Source organism: Secundilactobacillus yichangensis (genome assembly GCF_016861565.1).
Classification (GTDB): domain Bacteria; phylum Bacillota; class Bacilli; order Lactobacillales; family Lactobacillaceae; genus Secundilactobacillus; species Secundilactobacillus yichangensis.
In genome coordinates, this window is record NZ_BOLK01000001.1 from 259,211 (window position 1) to 282,060 (window position 22,850).

General features: G+C 46.0%; 30 protein-coding genes and 1 other annotated feature. Of the genes, 1 reads left to right on the forward strand and 29 read right to left on the reverse strand.

The annotated features are described in order from the left end of the window. Position 1: 1 nt before the first annotated feature. The 3 genes from coaBC to gmk form a co-directional block, all read right to left on the reverse strand. Entirely contained in the window at positions 2 to 1,213 is a 1,212-nt protein-coding gene (gene coaBC / locus JUE95_RS01180; protein WP_203648587.1) for a bifunctional phosphopantothenoylcysteine decarboxylase/phosphopantothenate--cysteine ligase CoaBC, read from the reverse strand. A 130-nt stretch (positions 1,214 to 1,343) separates the two neighbouring features. Then, entirely contained in the window at positions 1,344 to 1,559 is a 216-nt protein-coding gene (gene rpoZ / locus JUE95_RS01185) for a DNA-directed RNA polymerase subunit omega (RefSeq protein WP_203648589.1), read from the reverse strand. A 1-nt stretch (position 1,560) separates the two neighbouring features. Further along, positions 1,561 to 2,181: a guanylate kinase gene (gene gmk, locus JUE95_RS01190; protein ID WP_203648591.1), complete on the reverse strand. Its 621-nt coding sequence runs from the start codon at positions 2,179 to 2,181 to the stop codon at positions 1,561 to 1,563. Positions 2,182 to 2,356: 175 nt separating this feature from the next. Between gmk and JUE95_RS01195 the strand changes: the two genes are divergently transcribed. Continuing rightward, positions 2,357 to 2,674, forward strand: a complete 318-nt coding sequence (locus tag JUE95_RS01195) for a hypothetical protein (protein WP_203648593.1) — start codon at positions 2,357 to 2,359, stop codon at positions 2,672 to 2,674. Positions 2,675 to 2,768: 94 nt separating this feature from the next. Here JUE95_RS01195 and recN read toward each other — a convergent pair whose 3' ends face one another. The 26 genes from recN to JUE95_RS01325 all read right to left on the reverse strand — a co-directional run bounded on the left by recN (position 2,769) and on the right by JUE95_RS01325 (position 22,832). Next, positions 2,769 to 4,472 (reverse strand): DNA repair protein RecN, encoded by a 1,704-nt coding sequence (gene recN, locus JUE95_RS01200; RefSeq protein ID WP_203648595.1) that lies wholly within the window; start codon positions 4,470 to 4,472, stop codon positions 2,769 to 2,771. 92 nt (positions 4,473 to 4,564) lie between these two features. Beyond that, positions 4,565 to 5,017, reverse strand: a complete 453-nt coding sequence (locus JUE95_RS01205; RefSeq protein WP_203648597.1) for an arginine repressor — start codon at positions 5,015 to 5,017, stop codon at positions 4,565 to 4,567. Between the two features lie 80 nt (positions 5,018 to 5,097). Beyond that, entirely contained in the window at positions 5,098 to 5,913 is an 816-nt protein-coding gene (locus JUE95_RS01210) for a TlyA family RNA methyltransferase (protein ID WP_203648599.1), read from the reverse strand. Between the two features lie 9 nt (positions 5,914 to 5,922). After that, on the reverse strand, positions 5,923 to 6,825 hold the full coding sequence (locus tag JUE95_RS01215; RefSeq protein WP_203648601.1) for a polyprenyl synthetase family protein: 903 nt from the start codon (positions 6,823 to 6,825) through the stop codon (positions 5,923 to 5,925). After that, complete coding sequence (locus tag JUE95_RS01220; RefSeq protein ID WP_203648603.1) at positions 6,818 to 7,090, reverse strand: exodeoxyribonuclease VII small subunit; 273 nt, start codon at positions 7,088 to 7,090, stop codon at positions 6,818 to 6,820. Before JUE95_RS01220 ends, JUE95_RS01215 begins: the two co-directional genes overlap by 8 nt. Continuing rightward, positions 7,087 to 8,442 (reverse strand): exodeoxyribonuclease VII large subunit, encoded by a 1,356-nt coding sequence (gene xseA / locus JUE95_RS01225; RefSeq protein WP_203648605.1) that lies wholly within the window; start codon positions 8,440 to 8,442, stop codon positions 7,087 to 7,089. The genes JUE95_RS01220 and xseA overlap by 4 nt, the downstream gene beginning before the upstream one ends. A gap of 1 nt (position 8,443) precedes the next feature. Continuing rightward, positions 8,444 to 9,295: a bifunctional 5,10-methylenetetrahydrofolate dehydrogenase/5,10-methenyltetrahydrofolate cyclohydrolase gene (locus JUE95_RS01230; protein ID WP_203648606.1), complete on the reverse strand. Its 852-nt coding sequence runs from the start codon at positions 9,293 to 9,295 to the stop codon at positions 8,444 to 8,446. A 201-nt stretch (positions 9,296 to 9,496) separates the two neighbouring features. Beyond that, positions 9,497 to 9,919, reverse strand: a complete 423-nt coding sequence (gene nusB, locus JUE95_RS01235; RefSeq protein WP_203648607.1) for a transcription antitermination factor NusB — start codon at positions 9,917 to 9,919, stop codon at positions 9,497 to 9,499. After that, on the reverse strand, positions 9,916 to 10,359 hold the full coding sequence (locus JUE95_RS01240) for an Asp23/Gls24 family envelope stress response protein (RefSeq protein WP_203648608.1): 444 nt from the start codon (positions 10,357 to 10,359) through the stop codon (positions 9,916 to 9,918). The genes nusB and JUE95_RS01240 overlap by 4 nt, the downstream gene beginning before the upstream one ends. A 28-nt stretch (positions 10,360 to 10,387) precedes the next feature. Then, positions 10,388 to 10,951, reverse strand: coding sequence for an elongation factor P (efp, locus tag JUE95_RS01245; RefSeq protein WP_168925816.1), 564 nt, complete (start codon positions 10,949 to 10,951; stop codon positions 10,388 to 10,390). Between the two features lie 84 nt (positions 10,952 to 11,035). Next, entirely contained in the window at positions 11,036 to 12,094 is a 1,059-nt protein-coding gene (locus tag JUE95_RS01250; protein ID WP_203648609.1) for a M24 family metallopeptidase, read from the reverse strand. A gap of 59 nt (positions 12,095 to 12,153) precedes the next feature. After that, positions 12,154 to 12,450, reverse strand: a complete 297-nt coding sequence (gene rpmA / locus JUE95_RS01255) for a 50S ribosomal protein L27 (RefSeq protein ID WP_089087702.1) — start codon at positions 12,448 to 12,450, stop codon at positions 12,154 to 12,156. A 21-nt stretch (positions 12,451 to 12,471) separates the two neighbouring features. Beyond that, positions 12,472 to 12,801, reverse strand: coding sequence for a ribosomal-processing cysteine protease Prp (locus JUE95_RS01260; protein ID WP_203648610.1), 330 nt, complete (start codon positions 12,799 to 12,801; stop codon positions 12,472 to 12,474). Between the two features lie 19 nt (positions 12,802 to 12,820). Next, positions 12,821 to 13,129, reverse strand: coding sequence for a 50S ribosomal protein L21 (rplU, locus tag JUE95_RS01265; protein ID WP_203648611.1), 309 nt, complete (start codon positions 13,127 to 13,129; stop codon positions 12,821 to 12,823). Between the two features lie 20 nt (positions 13,130 to 13,149). Next, positions 13,150 to 13,224, reverse strand: a sequence feature (ribosomal protein L21 leader region). A 73-nt stretch (positions 13,225 to 13,297) separates the two neighbouring features. Further along, entirely contained in the window at positions 13,298 to 14,056 is a 759-nt protein-coding gene (locus tag JUE95_RS01270) for an acetyl-CoA carboxylase carboxyltransferase subunit alpha (RefSeq protein WP_203648612.1), read from the reverse strand. Beyond that, on the reverse strand, positions 14,056 to 14,913 hold the full coding sequence (locus JUE95_RS01275) for an acetyl-CoA carboxylase carboxyltransferase subunit beta (RefSeq protein ID WP_203648613.1): 858 nt from the start codon (positions 14,911 to 14,913) through the stop codon (positions 14,056 to 14,058). Before JUE95_RS01275 ends, JUE95_RS01270 begins: the two co-directional genes overlap by 1 nt. Then, positions 14,914 to 16,290: an acetyl-CoA carboxylase biotin carboxylase subunit gene (locus tag JUE95_RS01280; RefSeq protein ID WP_203648615.1), complete on the reverse strand. Its 1,377-nt coding sequence runs from the start codon at positions 16,288 to 16,290 to the stop codon at positions 14,914 to 14,916. A gap of 9 nt (positions 16,291 to 16,299) precedes the next feature. Then, on the reverse strand, positions 16,300 to 16,746 hold the full coding sequence (gene fabZ / locus JUE95_RS01285; RefSeq protein WP_268920898.1) for a 3-hydroxyacyl-ACP dehydratase FabZ: 447 nt from the start codon (positions 16,744 to 16,746) through the stop codon (positions 16,300 to 16,302). An 11-nt stretch (positions 16,747 to 16,757) separates the two neighbouring features. After that, on the reverse strand, positions 16,758 to 17,228 hold the full coding sequence (gene accB / locus JUE95_RS01290; RefSeq protein ID WP_203648617.1) for an acetyl-CoA carboxylase biotin carboxyl carrier protein: 471 nt from the start codon (positions 17,226 to 17,228) through the stop codon (positions 16,758 to 16,760). Next, positions 17,228 to 18,460 carry a beta-ketoacyl-ACP synthase II gene (fabF, locus tag JUE95_RS01295; protein WP_203648619.1) on the reverse strand — a complete coding sequence of 411 codons (1,233 nt, stop codon included), beginning with the start codon at positions 18,458 to 18,460 and terminating at the stop codon, positions 17,228 to 17,230. The genes accB and fabF overlap by 1 nt, the downstream gene beginning before the upstream one ends. A gap of 11 nt (positions 18,461 to 18,471) precedes the next feature. Continuing rightward, complete coding sequence (fabG, locus tag JUE95_RS01300; RefSeq protein ID WP_203648621.1) at positions 18,472 to 19,206, reverse strand: 3-oxoacyl-[acyl-carrier-protein] reductase; 735 nt, start codon at positions 19,204 to 19,206, stop codon at positions 18,472 to 18,474. Between the two features lie 2 nt (positions 19,207 to 19,208). Beyond that, on the reverse strand, positions 19,209 to 20,150 hold the full coding sequence (fabD, locus tag JUE95_RS01305) for an ACP S-malonyltransferase (protein WP_203648622.1): 942 nt from the start codon (positions 20,148 to 20,150) through the stop codon (positions 19,209 to 19,211). Further along, a complete protein-coding gene (gene fabK, locus JUE95_RS01310) occupies positions 20,143 to 21,093 on the reverse strand; it encodes an enoyl-[acyl-carrier-protein] reductase FabK (protein WP_203648625.1) in 951 nt (316 codons plus the stop codon). Before fabK ends, fabD begins: the two co-directional genes overlap by 8 nt. Before the next feature lie 10 nt (positions 21,094 to 21,103). Next, positions 21,104 to 21,355: an acyl carrier protein gene (locus JUE95_RS01315; RefSeq protein ID WP_203648627.1), complete on the reverse strand. Its 252-nt coding sequence runs from the start codon at positions 21,353 to 21,355 to the stop codon at positions 21,104 to 21,106. 29 nt (positions 21,356 to 21,384) lie between these two features. Beyond that, positions 21,385 to 22,362: a beta-ketoacyl-ACP synthase III gene (locus tag JUE95_RS01320; protein WP_203648629.1), complete on the reverse strand. Its 978-nt coding sequence runs from the start codon at positions 22,360 to 22,362 to the stop codon at positions 21,385 to 21,387. A gap of 11 nt (positions 22,363 to 22,373) precedes the next feature. After that, on the reverse strand, positions 22,374 to 22,832 hold the full coding sequence (locus JUE95_RS01325) for a MarR family winged helix-turn-helix transcriptional regulator (protein ID WP_203648631.1): 459 nt from the start codon (positions 22,830 to 22,832) through the stop codon (positions 22,374 to 22,376). Positions 22,833 to 22,850: the final 18 nt, after the last annotated feature.

Consider the following 22,850-nt stretch of genomic DNA (forward strand, 5'->3'; position numbering starts at 1 on the left):
ACTATCCCTCTTTTTGGACACGTTGGCTGATTTGATCAACTACTTGCTTGGCAATGGTGTGTTTATCAGCCAACGTGGTTTTAATTGGCGCCTGGTCGGGCTGTAAAATAGTGACTTGGTTCGTGTCACCATTAAAACCGACACCAGGCTTTGAAACATCGTTTGCAATCAATAAGTCCAGCTGTTTGCTGACCAGTTTATGCTGGGCATTATCCAGCAGATTTTGAGTTTCCGCTGCAAAGCCCACGGTAATTTGACCGGGTTGTTTCAGTTTTGCAACCTGCTTTAAGATATCAGCTGTTTTAGTCAGTTTAATGGTCATTTGATCGTTATCAGCAGATTTCTTGATCTTCTGATCCGCACTGCTGACGGGTTTAAAATCAGCAACCGCCGCTGCCATGACCAAAATGTCGGTCTGTTTGAATGCCGTGGTAACAGCTTCAGCCAAGTCTTCAGTAGTTAACACGGACACAAACTTAACACCTGCTGGGACTTTTAACTTAGTCGGTGCCGAAATAAGTGTTACTTCAGCTCCGCGCTGCTGCATCTCTTCGGCGATTGCATACCCCATTTTACCGGAAGAATCATTGGTAATAAACCGGACTGGATCAATTCGCTCACGGGTTCCGCCAGCGGTCACAATCACTTTTTTACCGGTTAACGGTGTCTTCCGCGGACGAAGGTCCTTTATCGCCCGCATGATTTCTTCGGGTTCCGGCATCCTGCCGCGGCCACTATAGCCTTCAGCAAGGAAACCGCTGGCTGGAGTCATGACAGAGATACCGTCCTGCTTTAACGTTGCAATATTTCGTGCTGTGGCTGGATTGTCCAGCATGTGCTGATTCATAGTGGGGACCACTAATTTAGGTGCGCTGGTAGCCATTAGCGTCAAACTGGCCATATCATCTGCGATGCCATTAGCTAGCTTGCCAATAATATCAGCAGTTGCAGGTGCTACCACAGCCAAATCAGTCCAGTCCGCCAGCTCAATATGATCCACCGCTTTTACGTCGGTGCCAGCAAACATATCCGTTGCCACCGCGTTCTTCGATAAGACTTGAAAACTTAGCGGTGTTACAAAAGCCTCTGCAGCTTTAGTCATCACAACGCGAACCGAGACCCCGTCTTTAACTAACAGGCGGGTCAGTACCAGCGCTTTATAAGCTGCAATACTGCCAGTAACATATAATGCTACGTGCCGTTGTTCGGCCATTTTAAATTCCCCCAAACGTCTCGTCAATTTAACTCTCATTGTACCAGAGTGAGTGGCTCCTTGCATAAACAAAACCGCCATTTTAACGCCCATCAGTAGGGAATCAAAACAGCGGTTCTTGAATTATTTATTAGCTAATTGAATCCGTTTCGTCTGGGTCAATGATCACTTTACCAGCCGCAATTTCTTCCAGTGCTTGGCCAATGGTCTTTGGTGATTCATAATTGTCCAGAAGCGGCTTAGCGCCAGCTTCCAGTTCGTGTGCCCGCTTACTAGCAAGCATAATCAATGAATAACGGGAATTAACACGTTCAAGTAACTTATCTACTGATGGGTATAATAACATTCTATTCGTCTCCCTCTAATAACATCTGTTCATAATCTGGCATCACGCGATTGACCCGTAATCGTTCAGAACGAATGATGGTTCGGATACGGGCCACTGCGTTTTCAACTTCGTCATTGACAACAGCGTAATCATAATTACGCATCATTTTAATTTCGCCAACCGCCTTTTTGATGCGCGCGTTGATCACGCTCATCTCTTCGGTACCGCGGTTGATCAGTCGGTGCTTTAATTCCATTAAATCAGGTGGCGTCAAGAAGACGAAGACGGCATCTGGACAGTTTGCCCGAACCTGCATCGCACCATTGACTTCGATTTCCAAGAATACATCCTTACCTGAATCTAAGGTCTCATTTACATATTTTAATGGCGTACCGTAGTAGTTGTCAACATACTTGGCATATTCGAGCATTTCGCCATTTTTAATGTTCTCTTCGAACTGTTCTTTTGAAACGAAGAAATAATCGACACCATCCCGTTCACCTTCACGAGGTTTTCGGGTGGTCATGGAAATGGAGTACTGAAAGTCAGTGTCTGGTTCGTCAAACAAAGCTTTACGAACGGTCCCTTTTCCGACACCGGACGGCCCAGATAACACAATCAACATACCTCTTTTAGTCATTACTTGAGATCCCCTTATATAGTTTCAGAGTGATAATAGAAACCATTATCGCACGTGGCACCGGGCTTTGACAAGCTTTAGCTAATATTTTTCAAAATAATCGATATTTAGGCTTGCAAAACCAAACGTAGGTTCGTATAATAATAAATGCAAACAAACGTTCGAGGTGATTAAAATGTCCAATCAAGTATCTGCAATTAAAAAGATTTCGTCCCAGCTAAACGATCGTTACCGTCAGTTTTTAGTAATGGATAACGCCGAACCTATGGGAATGCCGCAGAAACAACGAGAATACTTTTTGGCTCAGGCACTGACCCGTCACTATCACGTCATACTTCACCTACGTCATACTGGTGAAGAACAGGTGTTAATGTCAGGTTACCTCGCTAAGGGGCCAAAAGATACTTTGTTAGTCACGAATGCCAGTCAGAATATTACTCAAGTCGCACATTTAAATCAGATTATGTTTGTCGAACGAAACGATTACCGTTAATCATTAAAAGACGTTATATCCAGAATTGATTATTGTAAAGGCGTGTTAGTTTTCCTAATTCAGGAACTGCTAACGCGCCTTTATTTTTGAATGATCAAGCACGTGACTGTTTTTCCTCAGTCGCCATATCCAATAATTCCTTAGCATGATCCAAAGTCAGTTCGGTGACCGTGGTGCCGGCCAGCATCCGGGCAAGTTCTTTCACCCGATCCGTTTGATCCAACTTTTTAATGTGGGTAACGGTCCGCTTCCCTTTCACCTGCTTATCAATAAAGTAATGGTGGTCACTCATCGCAGCCACTTGCGGTAAATGCGTGATGCATAGTACCTGCGAATCATTGGCAATACCGCTGATCTTTTCGGCAATAGCTTGTGCGACCCGGCCTGAAACACCGGTATCAACTTCGTCAAAAATGATCGATGTCACACCTTGCGACTTGGAGAAAATCGTCTTCAGTGCCAGCATCAGGCGTGATAGTTCACCCCCCGATGCGATTTTAGCTAACGGCCGAATCTCTTCACCAGGGTTAGGTTGAATGTAAAACTCAATGTCGTCCATTCCAGTGGCAAAATACTGCTGATCATTGGTTGGTTTAAACCGAACCTGGAACACCGTTTTTGACATATATAAATCCTTCAGTTCCGACTGAATGGCCTTTTCAAGTTTGGCTGAAATTTTTTTACGTTCTGCAGTTAATTGCTGACCATACTTGATTAACTGCCGTTCTTTTTTATCTAGCTGTTCATCCAGATCACTTTCGTCAATTTCAGCAGCTTCCATATCGGCCAGCTCTTTTTTGATTTTGGCTAAATAGTTCAAGATTTGCTTTTCCGAATCGCCGTACTTCCGCTTTAACTGGTGAATAACATCTAACCGGGCTTCGATTTCATCCAGTTTATTATCATCCCACTCTAGCTGATCAACCTGTTTGGAAATCTCGCCGGAGGCATCTTGCAGTGCATAGTAAGCCGACTGCAAGGAATCCGAGAGCTGTTTAAAATCAGGGTCTAGATCCGCAATCGATGATAATGAATCCATAGCCTTACCGCTTAAATCCAAAGCACCAGTAGACTCCTCATCGCCGTTTAAGGCCAAGTACCCTTCCTGCAGCGCAGTATTGATTTTTTGGAAGTTCATTAAACGGTCACGCTGCTGACTCAACGTGGTTTCTTCGTCCGGCTGTAGTTGGGCGTCTTCAATTTCCTTCACCTGAAAACGTAGCATATCTAACCGCTGTGCCCACTCTTTTTGGTGAGTATTGCGGGAAATCATTGAATGGTGCAAATGCTGGTAGTCCTGGTAAGTTGTCTGATATTTTGACTTGATTGCCGAGAGTTCATCGCCACCGAATTCATCCAGTAAACGTAAGTGCTTATCCGGCTGCATCAGTTCCTGATGCTCGTTTTGACCATGAATATCCACGATGGTCTCACCCAGTTGTTTCAGCGTACTGGTGTTTACCAGCATGCCGTTAATACGGCAAACGTTACGGCCACTGCGATAAATTTCCCGCTGTAAAATCACCGTTCCGTCATCGTGATCAATGCCCAATTCATCGAGTTGATGATAAGTCTGACCGTTTTTGGGGAATACGAAAGCCCCTTGGATGATGGCTTTATCGGCGCCAGTGCGCACGAAATGCTGTGAACCGCGACCGCCAGCCAAAAGACCAACGGCATCAATAATGATTGACTTTCCCGCTCCGGTTTCACCCGTCAGAACCGTCATGCCATTTTCAAATTCAACATCCAAACTGGCAATAATCGCAAAATTTTTAATTGAAAGTTCCTGAAGCACCGCATTACCCCCTATGAGTTGTCTAGACTAATTATACCCGATAACTGAAAAACGAGCTAGACCAGACACTTGGCGCCAGCCTAACTCGTTGCTTATTCTAATAAATCGTTAATGTTCGACTCCAGCTGCAACGCGCCATCGTTATTCTTGCAAATTGCCAGAACAGTGGAATCATCGCCAATAACGCCAAAAACGAACTCATAATCCATTTCTTCAATCATCGATGCCAATGCATGTCCATTACCAGGTAAAACCTTAATAATGACATCCTTATCCTGAACGCCCATGCTGACATATGCGTCTTGAAGTGTCCGCGTTAACTTTTTCTTGGTGTCTAACGTTTTTTGAATTGGCATATTGTAACGATAGCCACCAGAAGCAGCGGGTACTTTTACTAACTGCATTTCTTTGATATCCCGTGAAATCGTGGCTTGAGTCACGTGAATGTTTTGCTCTTCAAGCAAGCGAACAAAATCTTCCTGTCGTTCAATGTCCTGTGAACTTAGTAATTGACGAATTAAACGCTGTCGGTCCTGTTTCTTCACGTCGCACCATCTCCTTCGGGAAAAATCATTTAGCTATATCATACAGCTAAGATGACCATTTTAAAAGTAAAATGCGAATTTTATGCAGTTAATATTCGATGCGCTGATTCGACGGTTCCAGCAACATCAATGTTAGAAGCAATTTCAGGTGTTCCAGCAACGGATTTCAAGTGAATAAGGAATTCAATGTTGCCTTCACCACCAGTGATTGGTGAAAAATCAAGGTGCATGGGACTAAAACCATTATCAACGGCTAATTGGATCACTTTTTGAATGACACTTTCGTGGATTTTCGGATCTTTAACAATGCCGTGTTTGCCCACGTGTTCACGTCCGGCTTCAAACTGCGGTTTGATTAGGGCAACTACCTCGCCATTTTCCACCAAAATCTGTTTTAGTGGCGGTAGAATCAAGCTCAATGAAATGAACGAAACGTCAATAGAAGAAAAGCTTGGCTGCCCCTTAGTAAAGTCTTCTGGTTTGCTGTAGCGGAAGTTAGTGTGTTCCATGACCACGACTCTGGGATCCTGACGCAGTTTCCAAACCAGTTGGTTGCTGCCAACATCCAAAGCGTAGGACATTTTAGCACCGTTTTGCAGCATCACATCCGTAAAACCGCCAGTCGACGAACCAATGTCCAGTACAATACGACCGTTCACGTCAATGTTAAAGACTTTGAGGGCTTTAGCTAGTTTAAAGCCCCCTCGGCTAACGTACGGTATCGGCTTGCCCTTGATGTGCAGGTCAGTATCCACCGGAATTTTGACGCCGGGTTTATCCAGCCGTTCTTCATTATTGCCAAGTACTTCGCCCGCCATCACAGCCCGCTTAGCCTGTTCACGGGATTCGAATAATCCTTGGGTTACGAGTAATACATCAACGCGTTGTTTTTCCATAACGACTCCCTATTCTTTAATCTTGAAATAACTGCAAAAGGCGTTTAACAAACTGTAATCTCTGCCAGTGGACTGGTTTAAACTAACTAATTGTGTCTCAGCGGATTTGACAACTTGCTTTAACCGCTGCTTGGTACCGGCAACGCCAAACAACCCTGGATAGGTGTTCTTTTCCTCACCCGCATCCTTATGGGTCTTTTTACCAAGTTCTTTAGCCGTAGCCGTGACATCCAGTAAATCATCATAGATTTGGTAAGCGAGTCCAAACTGGTCAGCAAACTTCAATAAGCCCTGCCGTTCGTCTTCGTTTACCTCAGCCATAATACAGCCTGCTTCAACGGCGTAGTGCAGCAGTGCGCCCGTTTTTTGACGGTGCAGTTTTGCCAGCTGGTCAATGTTCAACTGATGATGTTCGCTGGAAATATCCTGCGCTTGTCCAGCCACCATTCCGGCTGGTCCGGCGGCATGGCTTAAAGCTCGAACCAACGCTAGTTGCTGCGCAGCTGGAACGTCGGCTTTGCTGAGCCATTCGAACGCCAAGGTCAGCAAACCGTCCCCGGCTAAGGTCGCCATTCCCGCACCGAATTTCATGTGATTGGTGGCAACACCGCGGCGCAGTTCGTCGTTATCCATCGCTGGCAGGTCGTCATGGATCAGTGAATAAGTATGCAGCAGTTCCAAAGCACTGGCCGCCATTAACTGACCACTGCTAGGCTGATCCTGATACGTTCGCAGCACGGCTAATGTCAAGAGGGGCCGCAAGCGTTTGCCGCCAGCATTAACTGAATAAGTCATTGCAGACTGAAGAATCGGCTGATCAATCCAGCCATCATTTAGTCGTTGCAGTGTTTGATTGATTTGGGGAACGTATTCAGTTTCAAAATTCTTTAAAACTTGTGAAGCATCACTCATTCTTATCATCCTTTGACTCTGAAACTTCAAAAGGTTCAGTCTGATCATCGTCGTTCATCATCTGCGCCAAAGTTTTTTCCGCTTCGGTTAATTTGACTTGCAGATCGTGGCTCAGTGCCACGCCCTGTTTGAACTGGGATAAGGCTTCTTCTAGTGGCACATTACCCTTCTCAAGAGCAGTCACGATTTCTTCAAGATGATTCAAGTTTTCTTCAAAGGTTGGTGTGTCCTTTGACGCTTTTTCGTTTGCTGGTTTTTCACTCATGATTGTCCATCCTTTTTATTTGCCTGAATTGATTTAATCGTTGCGTTTGCCTGTCCGTTGGTCAAGTGCATGACCACGTCATCACCTGGGTGAAGCTGTTTGACGTCAGCAATCACTTTTTGTTTGCTGGTAACGTAGCTATAGCCACGTCCCATAATTTTAAGCGGACTCAAATAGTCCAGGGACTGTGCTAGCTCAGCTAGACGTTGCTTTTGCTGGTTAAAGTCTTGCAGCATTCCACGGTTCAATCGAGCGGTTAAATCTCGTCGATTCTGTTCCAGTTGAGTGATCTGACTGGCTGGAGAAGCCACTTTCAGACGCTTATCAATAGCATCGATTGAAGCATGAACCAAACTTAATCGGTGTGACATGGTTTGCTGCAGCTGAGTGGTCAATTGATCGACCTTTTGACTATAACCTTCGTATAACCGTTCTGGCTGCTGAAAGACGTAGGCTTCACGTAATTTTTTGAGCTGTTCCTGATACATTGCCAGGTGGTGGTGGAAGGCATGGTAAATTCGAACGCGATCTTGATTGATTTCTAGCAGTACATCGCTTAAAACCGGGACTGCTAATTCGGCCGCTGCCGTAGGGGTAGCAGCCCGAACATCAGCAACTAAATCAGCAATGGTCGTGTCGGTTTCATGCCCTACTGAAGAAATCACCGGAATTTGACTCTCAAAAATTGCCCGGGCTACGGATTCTTCATTAAACGGCCAAAGGTCTTCAATGGAGCCGCCGCCCCGGCCGATGATCAAGGTATCGAAATTACCTAAGCGATTAACGCGTTCAATTTGGCGGACAATGTCACCGGCTGCCTCGTTGCCTTGAACTAGTGCTGGAAAAAGCACGATTTGGGCAATTGGATAACGGCGTCGAGCCGTGGTGATAATATCTCTGATCACCGCACCGCTGGGACTGGTTACCACTGCAATGCGTTTAGGAAAACGTGGCAACGGCTTTTTGGGTGCCGAAAAGACGCCTTCCTGACTCAGTTTACGCTTTAACTGCTCATAGGCTTGATAAAGCTGACCGACACCATCGGGCTCCATATGATCCACGTAAATCTGGTAGCTGCCGCTAGGTTCATACAGTGAAATTCGGCCGGTAACGAGGACTTTCATTCCCTCTTCCGGCGTGAACTTAACCTTGGAAAAGGCTGATTTAAACATGATGGCACTAATTTTAGCGTGATCATCTTTAAGGCTAAAGTACTGATGAGCATTGGGACGCAGCCTGAAGTTAGAAATTTCACCCGTCAAATAAACCTTACCTAAGTAAGGGTCAACGTCAAATTTGCGTTTAATATAACTCGTCAGTGCGCTGACGGTTAAGTATTCGCTAGGTTCCAAATTATTCACTCCATTTTGCTAATTCAACAGTTTGCTGCATCAATGACGCAATGGTCATTGGCCCAACACCACCGGGAACGGGCGTAATTTTACCGGCTACTGCCTTAGCACTGTCAAAATCAACATCACCAGTCAGCTTGCCGTTAGCATCCCGGTCCATACCAACATCGATCACAGTTGCACCAGGTTTAATATCTTCACCCTTGATCAAGTTAGCAATCCCAGTTGCTACGATTAAAATGTCAGCTTTACGGGTATACGCACTCATGTCCTGAGTATGACTATGTACCACCGTCACCGTTGCGCTGGCATTCAGCAGTAAGGCTGCCATTGGCCGGCCCACGATATTGGAGCGGCCTACGATTACCGCATTGGCACCAGGAACTGTGACCTGATAAGCCTTTAACATCATCATAATTCCCTTTGGCGTGCACGAAACGGGGAAGTTAAGGTTTGAATTGGAATACAGTTTACCAACGTTTTCCGGGTTGAACCCGTCTGCATCCTTGGTTGGCAAAATTGCACGGGTAATGGCGGCTTCATCGATCTGCGCTGGTAACGGCGACTGAACCATAATACCGTGAACGGTATCATCTTGGTTATACAGGTCAATCAGCGCCAGCAATTCAGCCTGCGTAGTTTCCTCTGGTAGCTGCTTGGTTTCAGAAATGATTCCCAGCTGAACCGCTTTACGCTGCTTATTACGGACATAGACCTGACTAGCTTTATCGCCACCCACAATAATAACGATTAATTTAGGATTGATTCCTTGCGCTTTTAATTCATCTACAGACTGTTTTGTTTGATCATTGATCGTTTTTGCTAACTGTTTGCCGTCAATTAATTCTGCCATTGGCTTCACTCTCACTATCATTGTTAATTTGGTGGTTACCCATCATAATTTTACAAATCTACTGCATATCATTTTATCACATTTCACTTTGTTAAGCTCTATCCGCCGGCACTTTACCGGATAAATTCAGTCGTTATTTTGAGGGCTGGTTAAAACCACAAAAAAACCGAAAATAATCAAATGATTACTTCCGGTTTTATTTTATTTTTCTGGTTCAATTTCGTGAGACAAGACACCGTTAATAAATCGGCGTGACCGGTCATCACTAAATTGTTTTGCCAACTCCAAAGCTTCGTTAACGGCTACCCGCTTCGGAATATCTGGCTGATAATCCAGTTCATAAAAAGCGATGCGCAAGATCACCAAATCAGTTTTTGCAATTCGTTGTAAAGTCCAGCTAGTCGTTAAATACTTTTTAATTTGAGCATCCAGTTCATCCTGCTTTTCCAGGACACCATCGACCAATTGTTCCAAGTATGCAGGAACATCTGCCTTCACACCGTCTTCATCAGACAGTAGCTGTTGGTAAATGACCTGTCGATCAGCTTCCGGATTAGCATTCATTGCAAATAACGTTTGAAAAGCGCGAGTGCGGATTTGGTGTCGATTTAATTCTTCTGTCACTTATCCTCACCATTTTCACTTTCGTCATTATCGTCAAACAGATTGTCGGGATCAACGGCCTGCGTCGTCTTTTCAGGAATCACACCCTGAATGTGGACGTTGACTTCATTGACGTGTAAATCAGTCATGAACAAAAGCTGCTGCTTGACCTGTTCTTGAATAGCCAAGGCCACCTTTGGCACTGATACACCATAGTTAAGGTAAGCGTACACATCAACGTTAAGTGTGTCACCAGATACAGATAATTTAACGCCTTTGCCACGTTCCTTTTTCCCAAACAATTCATTGACGCTATTAGCTAGAGAGCCACGCATTCTTGATACACCGTCGACATCACTGGCGGCGATGCCTGCGACAATCTCTAACACTTGTGGTGCAACTTCAATTTTACCCAGAGTAGGCTCGGTTGCTTTTAAAACAATATTTGTATCTTCAGCCAATTTCAAGCCTCCGTTTCAAATCAAAAAATCAGTTGGCACGTGAGATGTAGGTACCATCTTGCGTGTTAATTGAAAGCTTGTCGCCTTCGTTGACAAAGAATGGTACTTGAACAACTAATCCAGTATCCATAGTAGCTGGTTTTGAACCGCCTGAAGCAGTGTTACCCTTGATACCAGGTTCAGTAGCTGTAACCGTTAAAACAACGGTGTTAGGAACTTCAATACCCAAAGTTTCTGAGCCGTACTGGATAACGTTAACTTCCATGTTTTCTTGCAAGTACTTCAGTTGATCTTTGATAGCATCATCCGGCACTTCGATTTGTTCGTAGTTGTCAGTATCCATGAAGACCCGTGAATCGCCGTCTTCGTAAAGGTACTGCATCTTACGGGTGTTGATTGGGGCCTGTTCCATCTTGGCGCCCGCACGGAAAGTCTTTTCTTGAACGGCACCAGTCCGCAAGTTCTTTAACTTTGAACGAACGAAAGCGCCACCCTTACCAGGCTTAACGTGCTGGAATTCAACAATCCGCCAAATTGCACCGTCAACCTCAATTGTTAAACCGTTTTTAAAATCTGCTGTAGAAATTGCCATATCGTGTTTCCTCCTAAATAATTCTTACTAATAATACCAATTAAGTGCAGGCAATTGCAAGCTACACCCGCAAATAATTAGCAATTACAGGACAACCAGGTCCCTTGAACCGTCAGTCAAAATGCGGTGACCGGCTTCCGTGACCAAAATATCGTCCTCGATTCGGATACCGCCCAGGTTCGGCAGATAGATACCGGGCTCAACGGTAATCACGTTATTGGTCATCATGTGATCATTCGAACGCATGGAAAGCGCTGGTCCTTCATGAATATCCAGCCCAATACCGTGGCCAGTACCGTGGTTGAAATATTTCCCGTAGCCCGCGGAAGTAATGAACTCCCGGCCAACCTGATCCAACTGTTGTCCGGATACTCCCGGCTTAACGGCGTTAATGATGACCTGCTGTGCTTGTTGAACAACCCGATAAACTGACTTGAGTTTCTCGCCAGGATCACCTAAGGCCACCGTCCGGGTTAAATCAGACGTATAGCCATCAAACTCATAGCCAAAATCAATGGTAATCATTTCACCTGCCTGGATAGCTTTAGAGGTTGCGGCACCGTGCGGCAGTGCAGCTCGTTTGCCGCTAGCCACTATGGTATCAAAGCTAGCCTTTTCAGCACCCAAATTACGCATAATGGCATCTAGTTGGTTGGCAAGGTAGCGTTCCGTTACACCGGGTTTGATCAGCGGCAAAAGGGTGTTAAAACCTTCGACCGTCGTCTTGCAGGCATGCTCAAGTATCTGAAGCTCATCCTCGGATTTAACTTCACGCATTTGTTCGATCAAATTCGTCATTGGCACAATATCCGAATTCATAAGTTCATCAATTCGATCGTAATCGTGAAACGGAATGCTGTCTTCGAAACCTAAAACGGTGATTTGCTGCTTTTTGACTTGCTGAGCAGCAGCTTCTAAATAGTATCGCGTGATAATCACGTCAAAATCATGCGGCATTGCTGCCAAAGCAGTTTCATACCTCGAGTCAGTAATAACATAAGTTTGATTTGCCGTCACTAAAATGACACCGTCACCGTCAAAACCAGTTAAATAAGCCTTATTAACCGCGTTGGTCACTAAAAATGCATCAATGCGCAGCCCCTTAAACTGTGCTTGAAGCTGTTTAAGCCGATTAATCATCATAAGCCGCCTTTCTAAGCCTGATTAAGTCAAATAAAAAAGGCCCCTAGGGGCCTTTTTCATTATCTTGCTGCAGCTTCTGTTACAGGATAAACGGAAACTTGGCGCTTATCACGGCCCTTACGTTCGAAGCGAACGACACCGTCGATCTTTGAATACAAAGTATCGTCATTGCCCCGCAAAACGTTAGCACCTGGATAAATGTGCGTACCACGTTGGCGGTAAAGGATTGAGCCACCGGTTACAGTTGAACCGTCAGCAGCCTTCGTACCGAGACGACGTCCGGCAGAGTTACGACCGTTGGCAGTAGAACCGCCCCCTTTATGGTGAGAGAAGAATTGTAAGTTCATTTCTAGCATGAGTTTCACCTCCACAAAAGATTAGTTGATTCGAATATACTTCGAATATTGTTTTTCGACATCTAAAAGTCCATTTTGAAAACTTTGCAATAACGCTTGACTGATTCGATCCAGAATATAGTCATCGACCGGAGGCATCCGGAGACTTAAAAAGCCGCCTTCCGCTTGCTTAGCAACCACTACTGGCTTAATAGAAGCCACGGCTACCAAACCGTTCACTGTGCTAATAGATAAGGCTGACACGGCAGAACAAACGATATCGCTACCGTAAGGACCGCTGTCGGCGTGACCCGTTAGTTTAAACCCAATGATCCGATCGTCATTATCGTAGTCAAATGCTGCTTGAATCATAAGCGATCACCCACAGATATTAAGCGTTGATAGCATCAATAACAACCTTGGTGTATGGTTGACGATGACCAACCTTCGTGTGTTGACCCTTCTTAGGCTTGTACTTGAAGGTAACAACCTTCTTTTCTTGGCCTTGTTTTTCAACGGTTCCAGTGACTGAAGCACCTGAAACTAAAGGTGTACCAATCTTAGTTGAATCGCCGCCAACAAAGACAACTTGGTCAAAAGTAACCTTGTCGCCAGCATTAGCATTAAGCTTTTCAACGTAGACTGCTTCGCCTTGTTGAACGCGGTATTGCTTACCGCCAGTTACGATAATTGCGTACATGTATGTGCACCTCCTTTTTATTTAACACTTAGACTCGCCGAGAACAAGCGCTGCTGAGCAGACTTAATACTTGGCTCGTGCGGTTGCAGCTGTGGAAGCCCACAAATACAACAAACTGTATTTTACAAAACTTAAAGGCATCCGTCAACCCTTAGAATCAACAAACTGCTAAAATCTTCTAAAGAAAGCTGCTCGTTTTTTGAGTAACTCACTCACGTTTTGATGACTCAAATCACGAATCGTGCTGCTCATCGCAATTTTTAACGAGCCGTCAGTCAGCATATTTTCTGGGATTACCCGGTGAATGGCGTGCTGTTTTAACAGCCAATCCGGTGTTAACCGCATTAGTTTAGCTGCCTTGTCCGCAAGGTGCGCATCCTTCCACATAATCGAAGCAAACCCCTCTGGTGAAAGCACGGAATACATACTGTTTTCAAACATCCAAATCTGATCCGAACAGGCCAGCGCTAACGCACCGCCAGAACCGGCTTCACCGATAATCAGCGTTAAAATTGGCACCTTTAACTTTAACATTTCACTGATGTTTTTGGCAATCATCTGACCCTGACCGGAAGCTTCGGCATCCGCTCCTGGATATGCCCCTGGAGTGTTGATCAACGTAATAATAGGAAAGTTTAATTTTTCCGCCAGCTTCATTACCCGTAAGGATTTACGGTAGCCCAACGGTTCCGGGCTGCCAAAATGCGTAGCCATTCGGTCTTCTAGGTTGTTACCCTTTTGAGTGGCAATCACGGCAACGGGATGATTCGCTAGTTTAGCTAGGCCAGCAACGATTGCCTGGTCATCGCCAGATACTTGATCGCCATGCATTTCAAAAAAGTCCGTAAATAATTGATCAATAATTTCATAAATATTCGCCTTACGATCACTTCTAGCACCGGCAATCACTGATTGTGTATCCGCCATTACGCCTCACCCCACTTTTGAGCTTCTAGAATGCCCAGCAATTGGCTGAGCCGTTCAGCCATTCGCTCACGGGGCACGATTTCATCAATAAAGCCGCGTTTATAGCTATTTTCCACGCTTTGAAAATCATTCGGTAGCTGTTTATTGATGGTTTGTTCAATCACCCGTTTACCAGTAAAGCCAAACAGTGCTTTGGGTTCAGCCAGCGTAATATCGGCTTGGCTGGCAAAGCTAGCGGTTACCCCACCAGTAGTGGGATCCATGATCACTGAGATGTAGGCTAAACCAGCAGCTGCATGGTCATTAACGGCCTGGCTGATCTTCGCCATCTGCATTAGAGAATAGATGCCTTCCTGCATTCTGGCGCCACCAGAAGCCGTCAGTAAAATGACTGGCAGCTGCTGTTCGGTGGCTTTCTCAAACATTCGGGTGATTCGTTCACCGTTAGCAGTCCCCAAACTGCCCATAATAAATAGGGGATCCATGATCCCTAAAGCAACCGGATAATTACCGATGGTTGCCTTACCCGTCAGTACACCATCCTTAAGGTGGGTCACCGACTGGGCTTTTTTAATTTTACGGTCGTAGTCTGGAAATTCAGTTGGATCCTTGGTTTCTAGATCAGCATCCCACTCTTCAAAGTGTTTTGTCAGCATCTTTAAACGACGGTGGGCCGTCACCCGAAAACCATATCCGCACTCGGGACAGACCCGGTATTGTCCCGCCCGTTTAAAGTAAAAACTGGCATGGCAATGCGGGCATTCCTGCCAGATGCCACTAGGTACTTTTGCCTGATAGTGTTTCAACATTGAAACGGAACGTGATGAGAACCGCTTAACGTGTTCCCCAAAAGACATCTATGACACCTCCCGCACAACGTGTTTCGTAAATTTTGCCATGAATTGTTTAGTCACGTAATCCGTGGTGGCAGTTCCCTGCTGCACAACCGGATCTGCTAACAAGGCTGCTAAAAAGCTTTGGTTAGTAGCAATCCCGTCCAATTCAAATTCGTCTAGTGCCTCAATGAGCTTTTTCAGTGCCTCTTGATACGTGTCGGCGTGGGCAATGATTTTCACAATCATCGAATCATAGAACGGTGAAATCATATCCCCAGCTTGAATCCCACTGTCAACACGAATACCAGGTCCACCAGGTAATTTCAGTTGCTTAACTACCCCAGCTTGCGGCATGAAGTTCAAGGCGGGGTCTTCTGCGTTGACCCGCGCTTCAACCGCAAAGCCCTTAGGCGTTAAATCTGACTGTTTAAATGACAAAGCCTCCCCCGCGGCAACTCTGACTTGTTCCTTAACTAAGTCGATACCGCTCACAGCTTCCGTGATTGGGTGTTCTACCTGAATTCTGGTATTCATTTCCATAAAGTAAAAGTGGTGTTCATTATCCATCAAAAATTCAATGGTCCCCGTGTTTAAGTACTTGATGGTTTTAGTCGCGCGAATTGCAATGGCTTGTAGCTCTTGTCGCTCCTGTTCCGTCATTACCGGACACGGACTCAGTTCCAGCACCTTTTGCTGCCGGCGCTGCAGTGAACAGTCCCGTTCAGGAAATGCTGTCACGTGTCCAAATTGATCTGCAAAGACCTGTACTTCAATATGTTTGGCTGGTGCAACGATCTTCTCCAGATACATCCGCTGGTCACCAAAGGAAAGCTGTGCTTCCTTAGTTGCTGACTGGTAGGCTGCTCGCATTTCGCCCTCGTTTTGAACCCGGCGAATTCCCTTGCCGCCACCACCGGAGGCGGCTTTTAGCATGACGGGATAACCGACCTCACTAGCAACCTTAACGGCGTCAGCTTCATCCTTCAAAAAGCCTGTGCTGCCCGGAATCACCGGAACGTTACCAGCTTGCATTTGACTTCTGGCATTGGCTTTATTGCCCATCAAAGAAATCGTTTCTGGTTTAGGACCGATAAACGTAATATGACAGGTCTCACACAGCTCGGCAAATTCCTCATTTTCAGACAAAAAACCATATCCCGGATGAATTGCTTCAGCCCCCGTGAGAACAGCAGCACTCACAATATTTTGCATATTCAAGTAAGAATCAGCGGGTTGCGGGCCACCAACGCAGACCGCTTCATCCGCCAACTTAACGTACTGAGCATCCGCGTCCGCGGTTGAATAAACCGCTACTGACTGAACGTTTAATTCTCGCAGAGCGCGAATAATCCGCACCGCGATTTCGCCGCGATTGGCGATTAAGACCTTACTAAACATATTATTCACCTACCCAATCATAAAGGTGAGATCTCCTGAGCAAACTTTTTTACCGTCCACGTAAGCCTCACCGTGTCCTAATCCGGCGTGCCCACGGATTTTTTCCAAGGTCACTTCCAAAGTTAAAGTATCTCCTGGTTTAACCATTTGACGGAACTTCACCTTGTTCATGCCGCCAAAATAAGCGGTTTTCCCCTTGAATTCTGGAACGGTCAGCAGTGCGATTGCACCAGCTTGTGCCATTGCTTCAACGATTAAGACACCGGGCATAACCGGGTTGCCGGGAAAGTGACCTTGGAAGAAGGCTTCGTTAACCGAAACGTTCTTTCTGGCAATCACCTTTTCGCCTGGCACATAATCAAGCACTCGGTCAACCAATAACATTGGGTATCTGTGCGGTAAAATTTTCTGGATCTCAACAACGTCTAATTCGTGTTTTTCTGCTTCTTCTGACAAATTTTGTCACCTCATTTAGTCACTTCAAACAATGGCTGATCGTATTCAACCACTTCTTCATTTTCAACCAGGATTTTCGAGATGGTGCCATCCACCTTACTCTTGATTTCAGTCATCATTTTCATTGCTTCAATCACGCAGACCACTTCACCGGCGCTCACGTGGTCGCCAACCTTTTTGTAGGCAGGCTTATCAGGTGATGGCTGAAGGTAAATCACACCAACCAGCGGTGCTTTGATGGTCGTTGCTTCTGCCTTCGCTGGTTCAGTCGGCTGGTTTTCGGTTGGTTCGGCCGGCTGGGCCTCCCTGGAAGGCTTCTCATTCTTAGCAGGTGCGGGCGTTTGACTTACCGTTTCCGCAGTTTGATGACTATTCTCGTTTTTATTCAAATACAGGTGGATGTCTTGATAATCAAGGTTGATTTCCCGAATATCACTGTCATTGATTTGACGAATAATTGCCTGGATTTCTTCAAGTGTCATTATTCCGCCCACTTTCTAAATGCCAAAACGGCGTTATGTCCCCCAAAACCAAATGAATTACTGATTGCATAGTCAGTTTGGCGGTCACAATTATCAGCGTTCACCAAGTTGACCTGACATTCAGGATCTTGGTTCATCAGGCCGACATTTTCCGGCAACTTACCCGATTGCAGTGCGCCTATTGTAGCTACTGCTTCAATGGCGCCAGCAGCTCCCAGAAGGTGACCCGTCATGGACTTGGTGCTGGACACCAGCACATCGCTATCCCGACCAAAGACGGTATTAATGGCCTTGGATTCAGCGCTATCATTGCCCATCGTAGCGGTACCGTGGGCGTTAATATAACCAACTTCAGCGGGTTTAACCCCCGCTTCGTCAATCGCCAGCTGCATTGCCCGCGCGGCCTGGGTACCTTCGGGATCCGGTGAAGTCATGTGATAGGCGTCAGCGGTGGCGCCGTAGCCGACAATTTCGCCTAAAATTTTAGCACCGCGTTTTTGAGCGTGTTCTAATGATTCCAATACCAAGGTGCCGGCGCCTTCGCCCATGACGAAACCCAGCCGATTTGCATCGAACGGCAGCGATGCTTTTGTGGGGTCGGTTGCCTTAGATAACGTTGATAAGGCCGCAAATCCGGCAATTCCAATTTCGTTAACCGAAGCTTCAGAGCCACCGGTGAGCATCACTTGCGCCCGGCCTTCTTTGATTTGCCGGAAGGCTTCGCCAATGGCGTTAGTTCCGGAGGCACAGGCCGTAACAATGGTCGTACAAATGTTTTTAGCGTGGTAGCGAATGGCCATGTTACCGGAGGCCATATTGGAAATTGCGGTTGGAACAAACATTGGTGAAACTCTCTGCGGCCCTTTGTCATGCATCTTGATGACTTGCTCTTGAATGGTGGTCAAGCCGCCGATCCCTGAACCGTAAATCACACCCATGCTTTCGGGGTCAGTGTTTGTTTCGTCGATACCAGCCTGTTCAACGGCTTCTGAGGCCGCGTACATGGCGTATTGACTAAAGGCATCCATCCGACGCAGATCCTTTTTACCCAAGCGCTTTAACGGGTCAAAATTCTGTAATTCACCAGCTAAAGTAATCCCGGTATCACTAGCATCAAAATGTGTAATCCGTTGAAAGCCAACCTTTGAAGCCTGTAAACCAGCTTCAAACTCCGGCACACTATTGCCGATTGGTGTCAACGCGCCCATTCCTGTAATTACCACTCTCGTCATACTCTCGCTCCTTATTGCATCGTTAGGCCGCCATCAACGGTGATGGTCTGACCCGTGATATAGTCATTTTCAGCTAAAAAGATTGCGACTTGAGCCACTTCATCAGTTGAGCCCAGACGTTTTAGCGGAATTTGCTGTAAAATTTCTGCTTTCACTTTATCGGCTAGCTGTGCTGTCATTGCGGTATCAATCATGCCAGGTGCAATTGCATTGCATCGCAGGCCGCGTAGTGCGGCTTCTTTAGCTACAGATTTAGTCAGGCCAATGATGCCAGCTTTGCTAGCGGCGTAGTTGGCTTGGCCGATATTGCCCGTTAAACCGATTACGCTGGCCATGTTGATAAACGCACCCTTGCGTGCCTTATACATTGGTCGCAGGCAAGCTTTGATCACGTTAAAAGTACCCGTTAAGTTTGTGTTGATGACCTGACTGAAATCAGTCTCACTCATCCGGTTAAGCAGCTTGTCATTGACGATGCCCGCATTATTAACCACGATATCTAAGTGGTCCGTTTTTTCGTAAATGCTATCGATCATTTTTTGAACGGCATCCGGATCAGTGATATCAGCTGAAAGATCCCAGCAGGTAACGTTTTCTCCTTGAATGGCTTCGATCACTTCTCGTGAAGCAGCGTGCCGACCGTTAATCACAATATTGGCCCCCTGCTTAGCAAAGGCCTGTGCGATAGCCAGCCCGATGCCCTGGGTACTGCCAGTCACCAAAACCGTTTTATCAGTTAAATCCAAACTTATTCACCCCTTAAAGCTGTCAGCGTTTCAGTGAGCGTCTTGATATCATCAATATGATAATAGTCAATCCCCTTAACTGTTTTTCTTGCAAAGCTCATCAAAGTTTTACCAGGTCCTAACTCAATAACCGTATCGACTTGACCATTCAATTGTTGAATTGCATCCGTGAATCTAGTGGTGGACACCAGTTGCTCTGTTAACGTCTGGGTTAGTTCACCGGTCTTAAACGGTTCTCCAGTTGTCGTACTGATCACGGGAAAGGTACCTTCCGTCCAGTCAATCTTCGCTAATGCATCGTGTAACTTTGCTTGTGCGGGCTGCATCAGAGGGGTATGGAAAGCACCGCTAACTTTAAGTGGCACTAGTCGTTTAACCCCCTTGGTCTCAAGGTAAGCAACCGCAGCGTCTACCGCAGCAACTTCACCGCCAATAACGACTTGCTTGGGTGTATTGATATTTGCAATCGTAACTAAGCCAGTTTTTTTAACTGAGTCACATGCTTCTTGAATCAAGTCGATAGAAGCGTTCATGACAGCAACCATTTTGCTTGGCTGAGTTTCACTTGCCTGCTGCATCAGTTCACCACGCAGTCGAACCAGTTTCAATGCTTGTTCGGTGCTCATAAAGCCGCTGGTCGCAAGGGCACTGTACTCACCTAAACTAAGGCCAATACCCGCAGTTACGGTTGGCAATTCATTTTTAACTACCTGATATAGTGCACAGCTCATAGCAACGATGGCTGGCTGCGTATACCGCGTTTCCGATAACTGATCCGTTGCGGCAGGGTCAAAGTATAGTTTGGGTAAATCAATATCCAGAATCTGACTAGCATGGTCAATGGTGGCCTTGTAAGTCGCATTTTGCTGATAAAGCTCTTCACCCATACCCGTTTTTTGAGCACCTTGACCGCTAAATAATAATCCGACTTTCAGTTTAGTCACCACCCATCAAATCAGTTGCTTGATGATAAACATCAGCTAAAATCTCGGCGGCAGGTTGCGATTGCTTAACCAAACCAGCTACCTGGCCAGCCATATAAGCGCCGCTTTCACGATCTCCGGTTAAGACAGCGGTTTTCAGGCTGCCGTTGCCAATCTCTTCGACTTCACTAAAGTCTGGATTGCTTTTAGCAGCTTCCTTTTTTTCAAGTCTCATAAATCTCTTGGCCATGGGATTCTTCAAAACTCGGGCCGGATGACCGGCATATTCACCGGTGATCACAGTATCGATATCCTTGGCTTTGAGCACCGCTTTTTTATAGTCGGGATGAACCTTTGATTCGGAAGCTACCAGGAACCTGGTGCCCATTTGAACACCCACAGCGCCAAGCATGAAGGCTGCTGCTAATCCACGGCCATCGGCAATCCCTCCGGCAGCGATTACCGGAATGTTAATGGCATCAACTACTTGGGGAACTAAAGCCATGGTTGTCAGCTTGCCGATGTGGCCGCCGGATTCCATACCCTCAGCAACTACGGCATCTGCACCAACCCGCGTCATCCGCTTTGCTTGTGCAACGGAGGCCACAACGGGAATCACTTTAATATCCGCGGCTTTAAATTCTGGCAGGTATTTAGATGGATCCCCAGCACCGGTGGTGACCACGGTAATACTATCATGGGCTTCTAAGATTACCTTTACGACGTCTTCAACGTGTGGAGATAACAGCATCACGTTCACACCAAACGGCCGATCAGTCAGTGATTTAGCGCGCTGAATTTCCTGCGCCACAATTTCACCGGATGCATGACCGGCACCAATTATACCTAATCCGCCAGCGTTTGATACTGCGGCCGCTAAACGGCCATCTGCGACCCATGCCATACCGCCTTGAAAAATCGGATATTTTAATCCTAATGACTGCATAAATGGATCTAATTGCATAAGGCTATCTCTACTCCTTATCCTTGGCTGCTAGTTGCTTTTCAACGAAGGTAACTAAATCAGAAACCGTTTCAATGCCCTCTTCAGTTTCAATCTTAATATCAAATTCGTCTTCAATTTCGTTGATCACTTCAAAAATATCCAAACTATCAGCGTCTAGATCTTGTTTGATGTTGGTGGTCATCGTCACCTTGTCTGCATCTTCACCAGTTTGGTCCACGATAATTGCCTGTACTTTTGAGAAAATTTCGTCGTTAGTCATAATATTGAGCTCCTTAGTTATCATTTAATTTAGTATTTAATAATTTGTGTGCCGACGGTTAAACCGCCGCCGAAACCGCTCAACGCGATCGTTTGACCCCGTTGAAGGGTTCCGTCCTGGATGACTTCATCCAGTAAGATTGGAATGCTGGCTGCTGAAGTATTACCAAAGCGAGCAACATTCGATAAAAATTTATCGCTTGGCTGATCCAGCCGTTTTGCAATTTGATCAATAATTCGCTGGTTGGCCTGGTGCAAAATAAAATAGTCAACGTCCTGAACTAATAGACCAGCTTTTTGAACCGCCCGTTCAATTGATTCAGGGACTTGGTGGGTGGCAAACTTATAAACCGCCCGGCCGTCCATTTCAAAGTAACGTCGATGGGCATCAGTCGCATCCGTTGTAAAGACGGAATCAACGGGCTGATAACCCGCTGTCAGCCGATCACCAAGGTCACCAAGAGTTTGAAGGTCAGTTGCTAAAAAAGCTGAACCACTTTCTGCACGATTCGCGAGCAGCACCCCCGCTGCCCCATCGCCGAATAAAACCGCGGTCGATCGTTCGTGCCAGTCAATCAGCTTGGATAACACTTCACCACCGATCAGCATGCCGCGATTACCGGCAACCTGCAGCAAACCCTCTGCAACTTTCAAGCCGTAGATAAAGCCTGAACAAGCGGCGTTTAAATCAAAGGCAAACGCTTTTGCGGCACCTATCCTGCCTTGAACGATGGCTGCTGTCGCCGGTGTCTGATAGTCCGGTGACATGGTTGCCACAACAATAAAATCTAAGTCCGATGCTTGCCAGCCCGCCTGATTCAGTAATTTTTGTGCAACTGAAGTACATAAATCACTGGTGGTTTGTCCAGTTGACACGTGACGCTGCTTGATACCAGTTCGTGTTGAGATCCATTCGTCTGAAGTTTCCATATAGGCATTCAGCTCATCATTTAAAACGACCCGTTCCGGCACAGTGTTAGCGCTTTGGACAATTTGAATACCTGTCATTAAGTAACCCCTCACTTATTTGGAGTTGGCGAAGCGAATTCAAGAAACGCTTCCAGATTTAACAGCGCTTTTTCAATAATTTGAAGTTGTTCATCATCCATATCCTTAGCGAAGCTTTCAACCATTTTACGGTGAAAAGATTCATGTGCCCGGTAGATCAAACGGCCGCGGCGAGTCAATCCCAAACGGACAAACCGCCGATCGTCATCACTTCTGATTCGTTGGACATAATCTTTTCTGACCAAATGATTCACCATGGTTGTTAAGGTTCCAGGAGTAATGCGCAGCTCTCGAGCAACCTCTGAAGTCGTTTTGTGCTCATACATTGAAATGGCATCTACAGCGTGCACTTCTTTGATGGAAATATCTTTGAACTGGCTCTTTCTTAGTGCTAGTTCTTCCACCCGGACAATGTCGCCATAGACCGTTGTTAATAATTGATTGATTCGCTTAGCCTTAGAAAAATCCATGTGTTTCACCACCCATTT